The sequence below is a fragment of the Mycobacterium sp. Soil_C_30 genome, assembly GCF_057656995.1.
The window spans coordinates 122,543-136,315 of sequence record NZ_JBDGJH010000021.1; the positions used below are offsets into that span (position 1 = coordinate 122,543).

Sequence of the window (13,773 nt, forward strand, 5' to 3'; positions counted from 1 at the left end):
ACGCTCCGCGCCGCGGCCTTCTCCTCGGTATCCATGGTCGGATCCCGGCCGAGGACGCTCCGCGCCGCGGCCTTCTCCTCCGTCCGGCACATCCTCCGTGCCCACCAGGTCGACATCACCCACACCCGCCACGCGCGCCGAGACCACGGCACGTTCGGCGGCCAAGGTGAGAGCCAGCACCCGTGGCCGCTGAGGCAGCGGCCCGTCCAATTCCTCGTCGTGGAACAACGAGTCGAAATCGTTTGCGCCCGAGCCGGTTCCGGCGCCCATACCGTCACGCAGCGCGACCACTGCGTCCGCGAGACCACTGGCAGCAGCGGTCTGATGCGCCACCCGCAGCAGCACCATCGACAGATGTCGCGCCAGTGCCAGGGTGGCGGCGTTGTCCCCGGCCAGCACCACCGCGCGTCCGGCCATCCGCTGTGCCAGAGACTTTGCGGCGTTGGTGAACACCTCACGCCCGGCGCTGTTGCGCAGCGCCTCGGCGTCGAGTTCGTCGGCGAGGGCGGGCAGATCGATGTGCAACGCCGCGGCTCCCGTCTCGGCTGCCTGCAGCGTGGCCAAACCCACCGCCAGGTACCGGCACAGCCCGAATTCGTCGCGCACCCACAGCCGCGGCTCCAGAACCGCGACCCGGCCGGCGGTCGCGTCGCGCAACGGACCTTCATACGGTGCCGCGACCACCACGCGTGCACCTCGACGCACTCCGGTGGCCGCCGCCGATACCAGCGTCGGGTCGGCCGGATCGTCACCGGCCACCACCAGGACATCCAGCGGCCCGATCCAGGGCGGAACCTCTGAGGCAATGACAATCGGTTCGGCCGCCGACCCACCGAGCACCGCGGCCAGCATGGCGCCGGCGGATTCGGCGGCGCCCCGGCCGGCCACCCAGATCAGCGAGCGCGGGCGTTCGCCGGTGCGCACGCTGTCCAGAGCGCCTTCGTCCACTGCCGCGGCGGTGGCCCGAACCTGCGCACCGGACATCGATGCGCCGTGCAACAGGCCCTGTCGATCTGCGCCGATCAAGCCGTCGCTGTCGTCGAGATCGATGGTGGCCCGGGTGGCACTCATGGCTCCGCCTGGGCCGCTTCGATCTCGGCGGCCACCGTGGCGACGACGCCGTTGACCTCGTCGGTGGTGCGGGCCTCGACGTTGAGTCGCAGCAGCGGTTCGGTGTTGGACGTCCGCAGGTTGAACCACTTGCCGTCGCCCAAGTCCACCGTCACACCGTCGAGGTGGTCGATGGAGTGAATGCCGGTGCCGAACGACTTCAGCACCGCTTCCACACACGCCGCGGCATCCTTGACGGTGAAGTTGATCTCGCCCGAGGCCTCGTAGCGCTGATAGTCGGCCGCCAGCTCCGACAGCGGGCGGTCCTGCCCACCGAGCTCGGCCAGTACATAGAGCGCCGCAAGCATTCCCGAGTCGGCGCCCCAGAAGTCACGGAAGTAATAGTGGGCCGAATGCTCGCCACCGAAAATGGCGCCGGTCTCGGCCATCAGTCCCTTGATGTAGGAGTGCCCGACCCGCGACCGCACCGGCGTGCCGCCGCGTTCGATCACCAGCTCGGGCACCGCACGGGACGTGATCAGGTTGTGGATCACCGTGGCGCCGATCTCGCGGGTCAGCTCACGCGCGGCCACCAGCGCGGTGACCGCGGACGGAGACACCGCCTCGCCGCGTTCGTCGACGACGAAACAGCGATCGGCGTCGCCGTCGAACGCGAGTCCGATGTCGGCGCCGGTTTCCAGGACGAAGCGCTGCAGATCGACCAGGTTGGCCGGGTCCAGCGGATTGGCTTCATGGTTGGGGAAAGAGCCGTCGAGCTCGAAATACAGCGGCAGCACCGTCAACGAGCTGATCTGGCCCAACACCTCGGGTGCGGTGTGGCCGGCCATACCGTTACCGGCGTCGACAGCCACCCGCAGCGGCCGCAGCTCGGTGACGTTGACCAGCCCGCGCAGGAACGCGCCGTACTCGGCCAGGACATCTTTCTCGGAGACCGAACCGTGCGGACCGTCGAAGGCGGGGACACCGTCGACCACCTCCGCGCTGATGGTTGCCAGACCCGTGTCGCGACCGACCGGTTTGGCGCCCGCGCGGCACAGTTTGATCCCGTTGTAGGCGGCCGGGTTGTGGCTGGCGGTGAACATGGCGCCGGGACAGTCGAGCAAACCTGACGCGAAGTACAACTGGTCGGTCGACGCCAGGCCGATACGAACGACATCGAGCCCTTGGGCGGTGACGCCGGACGCGAATGCCGCGGCCAGCGCGGGCGAACTCTCCCGCATGTCGTATCCGATGACCACCTGAGTGCTGTCGCCGCGGACCAGCCGGGCGAACGCCGCGCCCACCTCGGAGACGAACTGCTCGTCGATCTCCTCGCCGACGAGGCCACGAACGTCGTAAGCCTTGATCACACGGGCAACCGCGTCAGCGGATCGAGACATTGCGGGACTCCTGACTACGGCTGGGGGCGGGGTTCGGCTGCCTCTACCAGCCTAGCCGTTCCCACCGTCAGAATTGCCGGGCAACTACACACAAAACTTCGCTACCGGGCGCTTTACAGAGTGCGGGGTGCTACTCGGAGGGATCCGGCAAAACCCGCAGATGCCCCCGCCGGCGACCGGTGCCGGTAGGGCGCTGGGCGGCCGAGGCGAACACACCCGCTGCAGGGGCGGCGCTGGAGACGGGATGGGGATCAGAGAATCCGTGCACCGGGGCGCCCGCGGCAACACCGTCGCGGCCCTCCCGGACTGCGTCGGCGAGTGCGACGAGATCGTCCTCGTCGGGGTGCGACGGCAACGGTCCGGCGTGGCGGACCAGCTCCCAGCCGCGTGGCGCGGTGATGCGGCCCGCGTGGGTCACGCACAGATCCCACGAATGCGGCTCACGGACGGTGGCGAGCGGCCCGACTACGGCCGTCGAGTCCGAGTACACGAAGGTCAGCGTCGCCACGGCATAGTGAGGGCACCCAGGCCTGCAGCAGCGACGGGGAACATTCACGCGAGTGAGGCTATCGCGCTGTCGTGCCCGCGACACGGCGGACACGCGCAGCCGGACCCGGCACAACTGAACCGTTATCTGTTGATGCCGGACCGTTACGATCGGCGGGTGGCTCAATCGGGCAGCTCTCGGCATCGACCGTCGGGGAGAAAATGGGGCACCCGGCACGGCCGGGAGATCCGTGGTCCGCTGCTGCCCCGCGACGTGCCGGGGTGGCGCAGCCGGGCCGAACGGTTCGACATGGCGGTGCTCGAGGCCTATGAACCGATCGAGCGCCGGTTTTCCGATCGGGTGTCGGCCCTCGACGTCGCGGTCGACGAGATTCCGCGGATCGCCCCGCGAGATCCGGAGAACGTGCAGTTCCCACCCGAGGTGATCGCCGACGGGGCGATCGCGCTGGCCAGGCTCATCCCAGCCGGGGTGGACGTCCGGGGCAACAACACCCGGGCACGAATCGTGTTGTTCCGCAAGCCAATTGAGCGGCGGGCCAAAGACACGACAGAGTTGACGGAGTTACTTCACGACATTCTGGTGGCTCAGGTGGCCACCTATCTGGGTGTCGAACCGACGGTCATCGATCCGACACTCGACGACGAGTGAGGCTCGCCCTCGGCTAGATGATGCCGCGCTTGATGCGACGGCGCTCACGCTCGGACAGTCCACCCCAGATGCCGAAGCGCTCGTCGTTGGCGAGTGCGTATTCGAGGCAGGCGTCCTTCACCTCGCAGCCGAGGCAGATGCGCTTGGCCTCACGAGTGGAGCCACCCTTCTCCGGGAAGAACGCCTCAGGGTCGGTTTGCGCGCAGAGCGCGCGCTCCTGCCACTGGTCGTCGGCGGGCTCGGGTTCGGGCTCGAAGCGCTCGGGCACGAGGCTCAAGTGCGGACGTCCCCCCATCTCGATTCCCCCCTCGGTTGCCGGTTCCATGTTGGTGTGCGGGATGCTGCCCATAGCTCCGATCAGGTGCTGATAGGACATGTTCCGCCTCCTCACATTTTTGATAGTCGATCCATCGATGTCGCCCACTATTGATCTGTGGCCATCCCTATTCGAACAGGTGATCGAATCTCGGTCTGCGACACCGGAACCGGCCGGCCAACCGGGAAATGACACTGATGTGATTAGACACGGGTTAGCTGGTGAGGTCAAGCCGTGGAACGGAAATTCATACCATTTGAGACCGACATTTCCGCGAGTCGGTACGCGGGCGTGTCGCAGACGTGACCGTGCTGATATCTCGACCGGCAACAACGCCTACTCTCGTTCGATGTGAAGGTCACCGTTTTGGTCGGCGGCGTCGGCGGCGCGAGATTCCTGCTGGGCGTTCAACAGTTGCTGGGATTAGGGCAATTCGCCTCTGACCCTGAGGGTCAAGCTGAGGTCCAGCATGAGCTGACCGCAGTGGTCAACATCGGCGACGACGCCTGGATGCACGGGGTACGGATCTGCCCCGATCTCGACACGTGTATGTACACCCTCGGCGGCGGAATCGATCCCGAACGCGGGTGGGGCCACCGCAACGAAACCTGGCATGCCAAGGAGGAACTCGCCGCCTACGGCGTGCAACCGGACTGGTTCGGTCTGGGCGACCGCGACCTGGCCACCCATCTGGTACGTAGCCAGATGCTGCGCGCCGGGTACCCGCTCTCGCAGGTGACCGAAGCCCTGTGCAAACGCTGGAGCCCCGGCGCACGCCTGCTACCGGCCAGTGATGACCGCAGCGAGACCCACGTGGTGATCACCGATCCCGAGACCGGCGATCGTAAGGCAATTCACTTCCAGGAGTGGTGGGTGCGCTACCGCGCAAAGGTGCCCACCCACAGTTTCGCGTACGTAGGCGCCGAAAAGGCAACGCTGGGACCTGAAGTCGCCGACGCGATCGCCGAAGCCGACATCGTCTTCCTCGCCCCCTCCAATCCCGTGGTGAGCATCGGCCCCATCCTGGCCATCCCCGGCGTCCGCGGGGCGCTGCGGTCCACCACCGCGCCCGTGGTCGGCTACTCACCCATCATCGGCGGCAAGCCGTTGCGCGGCATGGCCGACGAATGCCTGACCGTCATCGGAGTGGAATCGACGTCCGAGGCGGTGGGCCGGTACCACGGTGCCCGCACCGCCACCGGCATCCTCGACGGCTGGCTCGTCTCCGAGCAGGACCACGCCGAGATCGACGGTGTGGCAGTGCGGTCGGTCCCGCTACTGATGACCGATCCGAAAGCCACCGCTGAGATGGTGCGTGCCGGCATGGATTTGATGGGCGTGAGTCTGCGATGAGCGGTCCCGAGCACGGTGCCGCGGCGGCCGTCGAAATTCTGCCGGTCCCAGGTCTTCCCGAATTCCGCCCCGGAGACGATCTGGTGGGCGCCCTGGCCGAGGCTGCGCCGTGGTTGCGCGACGGCGACGTGATGGTGGTCACCAGTAAGGTGCTCTCCAAGACCGAAGGCCGCATCGTGGCCGCGCCCGCCGATCCTGAAGAGCGAGATGCGCTGCGCCGCAAGCTGATCGACGCTGAGGCGGTTAGAGTGCTGGCTCGCAAGGGACGCACTCTTATCACCGAGAACGCACTCGGGCTCATCCAGGCCGCCGCCGGAGTGGATGGATCCAACATCGGCAGCACCGAACTGGCGTTGCTCCCCGTTGATCCCGACGGCAGCGCCGCCGCCCTGCGCGCAGGGTTGGCGCAACGCCTCGGAGTGGACGTCGCCGTCGTGATCACCGACACGATGGGCCGCGCCTGGCGTAACGGTCAGATCGACCAGGCCATCGGCGCGGCCGGGCTGCCGGTGTTGCACGGCTACGCGGGCGCGGTCGACAAACACGGCAACGAGCTGGTGGTGACCGAGGTTGCTGTGGCCGACGAGATCGCCGCCGCGGCCGATCTGGTGAAAGGAAAACTGACCGGTATCCCGGTTGCCGTGGTGCGTGGGCTGCGCCTGCGTGACGACGGCTCCCGCGGACGGGATCTGCTGCGGCCCGGCGAAGACGATCTGTTCTGGCTCGGCACCGCCGAGTCGATCGAGCTGGGCCGCAAGCAGGCCCAACTGTTGCGTCGCTCGGTGCGCCGGTTCACCACCGAACCGGTGCCCGCCTCCCTCATCGAAGAAGCCGTCGCCGAAGCGCTCACCGCGCCCGCGCCGCATCACACCCGGCCGGTCCGGTTCGTCTGGCTCACCGCATCGCGGCGCACTCCCCTGCTGGAGGCCATGCGCCAGCAGTGGCGGGCCGATCTCGCCGCTGACGGAAAGCCGGCCGATGCGATCGAACGCCGCGTCGCACGCGGGCGAATTCTCTTCGACGCGCCCGAGGTGGTGATTCCGGTCATGGTTCTCGACGGCGCTCACGACTACCCCGACCGGGCGCGCACCGAGGCCGAGCGCACCATGTTCACCGTCGCCGCGGGCGCAGCCGTACAGGCGCTGCTCGTGGCGCTGGCTGTGCGCGGGGTCGGCAGTTGCTGGATCGGGTCGACGATCTTCGCCCCGCAGTTGGTGCGCGACGAGCTCGAGCTGCCCGCGGAGTGGAATCCCATGGGGGCCATCGCGATCGGCTACCCCCTCGACGACACCGGACCCCGCGACCCCGCCGACACCGCCGGACTGCTGGTCCGCCGGTGACGCTGCGCGATTCGGTGATCTCGACGCTGAGGCACTGGCAGGCACCGGATCCCGACCAGGACGCGCTGCGCGAGGCCGTACTCGGATTCGTGCTGGCACGCCCCGACTCGTGTGAGCGCGCCTGCGAACCCGGGCACATCACCGCCTCGGCGGCGGTGCTGAACGCCGCAGGAACCGAGGTGTTGCTGACGTTGCATCCACGGCTGGGCCGCTGGGTTCAGCTCGGCGGCCACTGCGAACCCGCAGACGCCGACATCGAGGCCGCGGCGTTGCGGGAAGCCACCGAGGAATCCGGTATCACCGGACTGGGCCTCGAGCGGCTGGCCGCGATCCATGTTCACCCGCTGACCTGCTCGCTGGGGGTGCCCACCCGTCACCTGGATCTGCAGTTCGTGGTGCGGGCACCGGCCGACGCCATGATCACGATCAGCGACGAGTCATTGGATCTGCGGTGGTGGCCCGTCGACGGTTTGCCGCCGGGCACCGACCACGCGGTACACGCTCTCGTCGCTGCGGCGTCTCAGAGGTCGCTGGAGTAGCGGATCCCGTGATCGGGCAGGACGACTCCGGGCCACACCCGGGCGCCGCGGAGTAGTTCGCAGCGCGCGCCGATGCTGGCGCCGTCGCCGATCACACCGTCACGGATCAGTGACCGCGGCCCGATGTGCGCACCGTGCCCCACGATCGAGCGTTCGATGACGCAGCCGGCCTCGACGCGCACGCCGTCGAAGATCACCGCGCCGTCGAGCCGGGCGCCCGCCCCGATCTCGGCGCCCCGGCCGATGACGGTGCCGCCGATCAGCACCGCGCCGGGCGCCACCGAGGCCCCGTCGTGTACCAGCGATTCACCGCGGTGGCCGTTGAGCGCGGGTGACGGTGCCAAGCCGCGCACCAGGTCGGCCGACCCGCGCACAAAGTCCTCCGGGGTGCCCATGTCGCGCCAGTAGGTGGCGTCGACGTAGCCGCACACCTTGACCCCGTCGGACAGCAGCTGCGGGAACACCTCACGTTCCACCGACACCTCGCGGCCGGTGGGGATGCGGTCGATGATGTCGCGATTGAAGACGTAGCAGCCCGCGTTGATCTGATCGGTGGGCGGATCCTGCGTCTTCTCCAGGAAGGCCTCGACGCGATGGTTCTCATCGGTGGGCACACAACCGAATGCGCGCGGGTCGCCGACGCGCACCAGGTGCAGCGTCACGTCCGCCTGGTTGGCGTGGTGGTGATTGAGCAGCGCTCCGAGGTCGGCGCCGGAGAGCACGTCACCGTTGAAGATGACCGCGCGGTCGTGCCGCAGCTTGGGCACCACATTGGCGATACCGCCACCGGTGCCCAGCGGCTCCTCCTCGAAGACATACTCGATCTGCAACCCGAGTTTGGACCCGTCGCCGAATTCGGCCTCGAACACCGACGCCTTGTACGACGTGCCGAGGATCACGTGCTCGATCCCGGCTGCGGCGATACGTGACAGCAGGTGCGTCAGGAACGGTAATCCCGCCGTCGGCAACATCGGTTTCGGCGCGGACAGGGTCAACGGTCGCAGCCGCGTGCCTTTGCCGCCCACCAGGACAACGGCGTCGACCTTGGACGGATCGACAACTTCCAGAGTGCCGCTCATGACCAAACCCTCTCCCCCAGGTGTCAACCGCGGTGCCGTCGTGCACCACGTACTACCAGGCCTGATCGTACGGCCAAAGCCGCTCGCATGGCCCATCTCAGCGGAGCTCGGTGCCAACCGCTGTGCCGGTCCGACAGATACAGATAGGTACTGCGGTGGTGCGCGGCGAGGTTGCGGGCGGGGTCGCGACCGGTGGAATGGCCTTTGGCATGCAGGATCTCGGCGTCGGGGACGTAGACGTTGAGCCAGCCGGCCCGCCCCAGACGGTCGCCCAGGTCGACATCCTCCATGTACATGAAGTACCGCTCGTCGAATCCGCCGATCTGGTCGAACGCCGACCGCCGCATCAGCAAACACGATCCTGACAGCCAGCCGACCGCCCGCTCACTGGGCTCCTGCCGCTCCTGCCGGTACGCCCGGGTCCACGGGTTGTTCTTCCAGAACGGGCCGACGACGGCGTGCATACCGCCCCGGACCACACTCGGCAGGTGCCGCGCGGACGGGTACACCGAACCGTCGGGATCACGGATCAACGGTCCCACCGCGCCCGCGGTCGGCCAGCGGTGCATCGCCTCCAGCAGGGCGTCGATACTGCCGGGACCCCACACCACGTCGGGGTTGGCGATCACCAGGAACTCCGAGTCGCGTTCCAGCGAGGCCACTCCGCGGTTGACGGCGGTGCCGTACCCCACATTGCCGCCGGTACGCAGCAGCCGGGTGTCGGCATACCGCTCGACCGCGCTTTCCGGGGCGCCGTCCGTCGAGCCGTTGTCGGCCAGCACCACCGTCACCGGGCGATCGGTGGCCAGGCTCAGCGACGACAGGAACCGCTCCAGATGCGGGCCCGGTGAGTAGGTCACCGTCACCACCGGCAGTTCGTCACTCACGGCGTAGAGGGTAACGGTCTTTCACACCCGTGACCGACTCAGCGCCTCCGCCAACGCCTCCGGCCACGGCCGCAGCGGGGTGAGGCCGGCCCGCGCGGTCGATTCGCCGCCCAGAGCGGAATACGGCGGGCGCGGAGCGGGCCTCGGATGGGCGTCAGAGCTCACCGGACGGACGCGTTCAGGGTCGGCGCCGACGCCCGCGAACACCGCCCTGGCCAGCTCGAACCGGCTGGCCGGGCCGCTGTTGGCGATATGCAACACCGGGCCAGCCACGCCGCCGTCGGCGATCTCCAGCAGCGCAGCACACAGATCGCCGACGTATGTGGGCGATCCCACCTGGTCGGCCACCACGTCGACCGTGTCCGCGGTGGCGGCTCTGGCCCGCATGACCGCGACGAAATCCGCGCCGCTGCCGCCGGTGTAGACCCACGCGGTGCGCGCGACGACGGCCCCGGGAAGCGCGGCCAGGACGGCTTCCTCCCCTGCGAGCTTGCTGCGGCCGTAGACCGACGTGGGCCCGGTCTGGTCGTCGGGTTCGTACGGTCGGGGTTCGCCGGGGAACACACCGCTGAACACGTAGTCGGTGGAGATGTGGATCAGGCGTGCGTCGGCTTTCGCGCAGGCGCGGGCGACGTTCCCGCCGCCGGTGGCGTTGACGGCGAAGGCCCGCTCGGGGTCCTGTTCGGCGGCGTCGACGGCAGTGAGAGCGGCGCAGTTGACCACGACGTCGCCGGGTTGCACAACCGCCTCGGCGGCCTGCGGGTCGGTGATGTCCCACTGCGCCGACGAGTACGCCGCAACGCGGTGACCTCGGGTTTCAGCGAGCTCGGCCAGGAACCGGCCGACTTGTCCGCCGGCGCCGGTGATGACGATTCTGGGCTTGTCGTTGAAGGTGTCGGCCACATCGCAGAGTCTGGCACGCCGGAGCGGGCTACCCGGTTCCCGGCGGTGTCCCCAGTAGCCTGGGCAGGTGCCAGCCCGGGTGATACGCGTCGTCTCGACCTTGATTGCAATCGCGATCGTGGCGGGCACCGGCGTGGCTTGGAGCACCATCCGGTCGTTCGAAGAAGGCATCAACCACATCAGCGCTGAGGCGCTGGGTGGGGGCGGCGAAGACGGTGCAATCGACATCCTGTTGGTGGGCGTCGACAGCCGCACCGACGCCCATGGCAATCCGCTGTCGCCCGAAGAGCTGGCGATGCTGCGTGCCGGCGACGACGTGGCCACCAACACCGACACGATCATCCTCGTGCGTATCCCCAACAACGGGAAATCCGCGACGGCGATCTCCATCCCGCGCGACTCGTACGTCCAGGCGCCGGGGCTGGGCAAGATGAAGATCAACGGTGTCTACGGCGAGGTCAAGCTCGACACCATGAAAGAGCTGATCGAGAACCAGGGCATGGACCCTGCAGAAGGTGAGAAACGCGGCGTCGAAGCCGGCCGCGAACGGCTGATCGAAACGGTGGCCAATCTCACCGGCGTGACAGTCGACCACTACACCGAGATCGGCCTGCTGGGGTTCTCGCTGATCACCGACGCCATCGGCGGCGTGGACGTGTGCTTGAAAGCGCCGGTCTACGAACCACTTTCGGGCGCCGATTTCCCCGCGGGCTGGCAGCGGCTGAGCGGGCCGCAGGCGTTGAGCTTCGTCCGGCAACGTCACGACCTGCCGCGCGGCGACCTGGATCGGGTGGTGCGCCAGCAGGTGGTGATGGCTTCGCTTGCCCACCAGGTGATCTCGGGCAAAACGTTGTCGAGCCCCACCAAGTTGAGCGCATTGCAGAATGCCGTTCAGCGCTCGGTGGTGCTCTCCGACGGCTGGGACATCATGAGCTTCATCTCCCAGCTGCAGGAACTGGCGGCGGGCAGTGTCGCTTTCGCCACCATCCCGGTACTCGACGAAGCCGGGTGGAGCGACGACGGCATGCAGAGCGTCGTGCGCATCGACCCCAGTCAGGTCAAGGACTGGGTGACGAGCCTGCTGGAGGACCAGGACCAGGGCAAGACCGAAGAGCTGGCCTACTCGCCGGACAAGACCACCGTCGAGGTGGTCAACGACACCGAGATCAACGGTCTGGCCGCCGCCGTATCCGATGTGTTGACCGGCAAGGGTTTTGCGCAAGGCAACGTCGGCAACAACGAAGGCCCCAAGCCGCCCGCCAGCCAGGTCCTGGGCCACAGCACCGATGACCTGGGCGCCCAGGCGGTTGCCGACGAACTCGGTGGGCTACCTGTGGTGGCCGACGAGAGCCTGCCGGAGGGCACGGTGCGGGTGGTGCTGGCCGACGACTACACCGGCCCCGGCTCGGGTCTGGAGTCCGATCCCGCACTCCAGGGTGATGTCATGCAGCAGGCCGCGGGTGAGGTCACCGCACCGCCTCCCCCGTCACCGATCTTGACGGCCGGTTCCGACGATCCCGCGTGCGTCAACTGACCATGGCAGGCACCGTCTCCGGAGCGCTCCTGGATCCGCTGCTGCGCAGCGATCCCGTCGGCCCACGCATCACCTACTACGACGACGCCACGGGCGAACGCATCGAGTTGTCCGCGGTGACACTGGCGAACTGGGCGGCCAAGACCGCCAATCTGTTGCGCGACGAACTCGGCGCCGGGCCGGGCAGCCGGGTCGCGGTGCTGTTGCCCGCGCACTGGCAGACGGCGGCGGTGTACTTCGGCCTGTGGTGGATCGGCGCCGAAGCCGTTCTCGGTGGCGGCGAGGCCGATGTCGCACTGTGCACCGCTTCTCGCCTGGACGAGGCCGACGCCGCCGTCGGGATGGGCGAGATCGCCGTGCTCTCACTCGACCCTTTCGGCAAGCCGGTGCCCGGCCTGGCGGTCGGGCTCACCGACTATGCGACCTCGGTGCGGGTGCACGGGGACCAGATCGTTCCTGAATCGGCACCGGGCCCCGCGCTGGCGGGCCGATCGGTCGAGGACGTCCTCACTGCCGCCCGCGACAGCGCGGCGGCCAGGGAGCTGACGGCCGGCGATCGGGTGTGGTCGGACGGCGCCTGGGACACCCCCGAACTCCTGACCGACAATCTGCTGGCAATCTTCGCCGCGGGTGGGTCGCTGGTCCAGGTGGCCAATCCCGACCCTGCTCTGCAGGAGCGGCGGCGGTCAACCGAAAAGGTCACCCGTTCACTCGCGTAGTTGCTGGATCCGCAGACCTAGAAGCTACAAGGCCTGGTACATCGGAACAATCGCTGGTACAACCGTTTTCTCGGCGAACTCTCAGACTTCGGACTGGCTTCACCAGAATTCGCCAGATATGTTACTGATTAGTTACTCGTGTTCTGTTCGAAACGGCGCCGTCAAGACGGACACTGGTACTCAGCGATTCCGTCGACGTAGCCGGGAGAACTTCATGGTCACGACTGTGACTGCCATCGGGGTAGCGCTCGCGCTGCTCGCCATGGACAGATACATCCGCCGACATCCTGCATGGGATGTCAGCACTCGCGCGCGATACTGCGTCAGCATCGGATATCCGATGGCCGCCATCGCCGCGTATTTCTTCGTCGGGGCCCCCGCCCAGACCGGGTGGGACTGGGTCTTCGGATTGGCCTGGGCCCTGGCCGCCCTCGCGTGCTTCGCCACCGGATTCGCGGCACTCCAGCGGGTCCTGCGACGGCAACAGCGCGCGTCGTTGTCCATGGAGACCATCACCCCCACCGCTGCCGTCTAGTTCGTTCGCAGCCCGGCCCGGCGTCTAGGCTCGCCTGCTGTGAGCGTCGAGTCCCGAACTGCCCTTGATGCGACTGCGTTGCGCGCCCGCCTCGGTTCGGCGTGGCGCCGAGTCGATGTGGTGGCCGAAACCGGTTCCACCAATGCCGACCTCCTGGCTCGCGCTGCCGCCGGCCACGACATCGCCGGAAACGTGCTGCTCGCCGATTTCCAGAATTCGGGCCGCGGCCGGCACGGTCGGCAGTGGTCGGCGCCGCCGCGGTCGCAGATCTCCATGTCCGTCGGCGTCGCCACCGATGGGGTGCCCGCCGATGCGTGGGGGTGGCTGCCACTGCTGACCGGTGTCGCCGTGGTCGATGCCGTGGCCCAGGTGTGCCCCGTGCCCGTCGGCCTCAAATGGCCCAACGATGTTCTGGCCGGGCCGGGGAAGCTGGCCGGCATCCTCGCCGAGGTCGCAGCGCCGTCGGCGCGCATCATCATCGGCCTGGGGCTCAACGTCTCACTCTCGGCCGAGGAGGCTCCGGACCCGCGGGCGACGTCGCTGACCTTGCTCGGAGCCGAGGCGGTTGACCGCACCGCACTGGCCGCCGCCATCCTCGACACGCTCGCCGACCGGATCAGTCGTTGGCAGGCCGGCGGAGGCGCCGATGAGTCCCTGGTGGACGACTACCGCGCCCACAGCCTGACACTGGGCACGCATGTCCGTGCGACGTTGCCCGGGGACCGGGCCATCGTCGGGACGGCCACGGACATCGATGCGCTGGGCCGGTTGATCATCGACGACGGCGAAAACGCCACCACGGTGGCCGCCGGCGACATCACACACCTTCGCCCGGCCTCCTCGTGAGCCGTGGAGTCTCAGCGGTGCCGAGACTCCATAGATCCCGCGGTCACTTCAGCAGTGCGCGGCTCATCACCACACGCTGGATCTGGTTGGTGCCCTCATAGATCTGGGTGATCTTG

The 13,773-nt window shown here is 68.1% G+C and carries 16 protein-coding genes; 8 read left to right on the forward strand and 8 right to left on the reverse strand.

The window, feature by feature from the left end; genetic code table 11:
- The 3 genes from AC3A6P_RS28985 to AC3A6P_RS28995 all read right to left on the reverse strand — a co-directional run.
- On the reverse strand, nucleotides 1-1,071 hold a 1,071-nt coding region (locus tag AC3A6P_RS28985; protein WP_487695774.1), incomplete at its 3' end, for a TobH protein.
- Nucleotides 1,068-2,450, reverse strand: coding sequence for a phosphomannomutase/phosphoglucomutase (locus tag AC3A6P_RS28990; protein WP_487695775.1), 1,383 nt, complete (start codon nucleotides 2,448-2,450; stop codon nucleotides 1,068-1,070). The genes AC3A6P_RS28990 and AC3A6P_RS28985, both read right to left, overlap by 4 nt.
- A 130-nt stretch (nucleotides 2,451-2,580) precedes the next feature.
- The gene (locus tag AC3A6P_RS28995) at nucleotides 2,581-3,006 is read right to left on the reverse strand and encodes a DUF3499 domain-containing protein (RefSeq protein WP_487695777.1); all 426 of its coding nucleotides are present in this window, start codon (nucleotides 3,004-3,006) and stop codon (nucleotides 2,581-2,583) included.
- Nucleotides 3,007-3,183: 177 nt separating this feature from the next.
- On the opposite strand from AC3A6P_RS28995, the gene AC3A6P_RS29000 reads away from it, so the two are divergent.
- Nucleotides 3,184-3,606, forward strand: a complete 423-nt coding sequence (locus AC3A6P_RS29000; RefSeq protein ID WP_487695801.1) for a metallopeptidase family protein — start codon at nucleotides 3,184-3,186, stop codon at nucleotides 3,604-3,606.
- A 13-nt stretch (nucleotides 3,607-3,619) separates the two neighbouring features.
- Here AC3A6P_RS29000 and AC3A6P_RS29005 read toward each other — a convergent pair whose 3' ends face one another.
- On the reverse strand, nucleotides 3,620-3,982 hold the full coding sequence (locus AC3A6P_RS29005; protein ID WP_487695779.1) for a WhiB family transcriptional regulator: 363 nt from the start codon (nucleotides 3,980-3,982) through the stop codon (nucleotides 3,620-3,622).
- A gap of 291 nt (nucleotides 3,983-4,273) precedes the next feature.
- Here AC3A6P_RS29005 and cofD point away from each other — a divergent pair, with 291 nt between their 5' ends.
- Genes cofD through AC3A6P_RS29020 form a run of 3 tightly spaced genes read left to right on the forward strand, consistent with a single transcriptional unit; the run spans nucleotide 4,274 to nucleotide 7,154 of the window.
- Nucleotides 4,274-5,275, forward strand: a complete 1,002-nt coding sequence (gene cofD / locus AC3A6P_RS29010) for a 2-phospho-L-lactate transferase (protein WP_487695780.1) — start codon at nucleotides 4,274-4,276, stop codon at nucleotides 5,273-5,275.
- Nucleotides 5,272-6,615: a coenzyme F420-0:L-glutamate ligase gene (locus AC3A6P_RS29015; protein WP_487695781.1), complete on the forward strand. Its 1,344-nt coding sequence runs from the start codon at nucleotides 5,272-5,274 to the stop codon at nucleotides 6,613-6,615. Before cofD ends, AC3A6P_RS29015 begins: the two co-directional genes overlap by 4 nt.
- Nucleotides 6,612-7,154, forward strand: a complete 543-nt coding sequence (locus AC3A6P_RS29020) for an NUDIX hydrolase (protein WP_487695782.1) — start codon at nucleotides 6,612-6,614, stop codon at nucleotides 7,152-7,154. Before AC3A6P_RS29015 ends, AC3A6P_RS29020 begins: the two co-directional genes overlap by 4 nt.
- On the opposite strand, the gene manB is transcribed toward AC3A6P_RS29020, so the two are convergent.
- From manB to rfbD, 3 genes are read right to left on the reverse strand one after another with little or no spacing between them, the layout of a single operon-like run.
- On the reverse strand, nucleotides 7,136-8,233 hold the full coding sequence (gene manB, locus AC3A6P_RS29025) for a mannose-1-phosphate guanylyltransferase (protein WP_487695783.1): 1,098 nt from the start codon (nucleotides 8,231-8,233) through the stop codon (nucleotides 7,136-7,138). The two genes, AC3A6P_RS29020 and manB, sit on opposite strands and share 19 nt — an antisense overlap.
- 23 nt (nucleotides 8,234-8,256) lie before the next feature.
- Nucleotides 8,257-9,102 carry a glycosyltransferase family 2 protein gene (locus AC3A6P_RS29030; protein ID WP_487695802.1) on the reverse strand — a complete coding sequence of 282 codons (846 nt, stop codon included), beginning with the start codon at nucleotides 9,100-9,102 and terminating at the stop codon, nucleotides 8,257-8,259.
- A 39-nt stretch (nucleotides 9,103-9,141) separates the two neighbouring features.
- Nucleotides 9,142-10,023, reverse strand: coding sequence for a dTDP-4-dehydrorhamnose reductase (gene rfbD, locus AC3A6P_RS29035; RefSeq protein WP_487695784.1), 882 nt, complete (start codon nucleotides 10,021-10,023; stop codon nucleotides 9,142-9,144).
- A gap of 67 nt (nucleotides 10,024-10,090) precedes the next feature.
- On the opposite strand from rfbD, the gene AC3A6P_RS29040 reads away from it, so the two are divergent.
- From AC3A6P_RS29040 to AC3A6P_RS29055, 4 genes are all read left to right on the forward strand, one after another.
- Complete coding sequence (locus AC3A6P_RS29040; RefSeq protein WP_487695785.1) at nucleotides 10,091-11,557, forward strand: LCP family protein; 1,467 nt, start codon at nucleotides 10,091-10,093, stop codon at nucleotides 11,555-11,557.
- Between the two features lie 2 nt (nucleotides 11,558-11,559).
- Entirely contained in the window at nucleotides 11,560-12,276 is a 717-nt protein-coding gene (locus AC3A6P_RS29045) for a TIGR03089 family protein (RefSeq protein WP_487695803.1), read from the forward strand.
- A gap of 214 nt (nucleotides 12,277-12,490) precedes the next feature.
- Nucleotides 12,491-12,811: a hypothetical protein gene (locus AC3A6P_RS29050; RefSeq protein WP_487695786.1), complete on the forward strand. Its 321-nt coding sequence runs from the start codon at nucleotides 12,491-12,493 to the stop codon at nucleotides 12,809-12,811.
- Nucleotides 12,812-12,850: 39 nt separating this feature from the next.
- Entirely contained in the window at nucleotides 12,851-13,657 is an 807-nt protein-coding gene (locus AC3A6P_RS29055) for a biotin--[acetyl-CoA-carboxylase] ligase (RefSeq protein ID WP_487695787.1), read from the forward strand.
- Between the two features lie 43 nt (nucleotides 13,658-13,700).
- Here the strand turns inward: AC3A6P_RS29055 and AC3A6P_RS29060 are convergent.
- The coding region (locus AC3A6P_RS29060; protein ID WP_487695804.1) for a hypothetical protein at nucleotides 13,701-13,773 on the reverse strand (73 nt) is incomplete at its 5' end.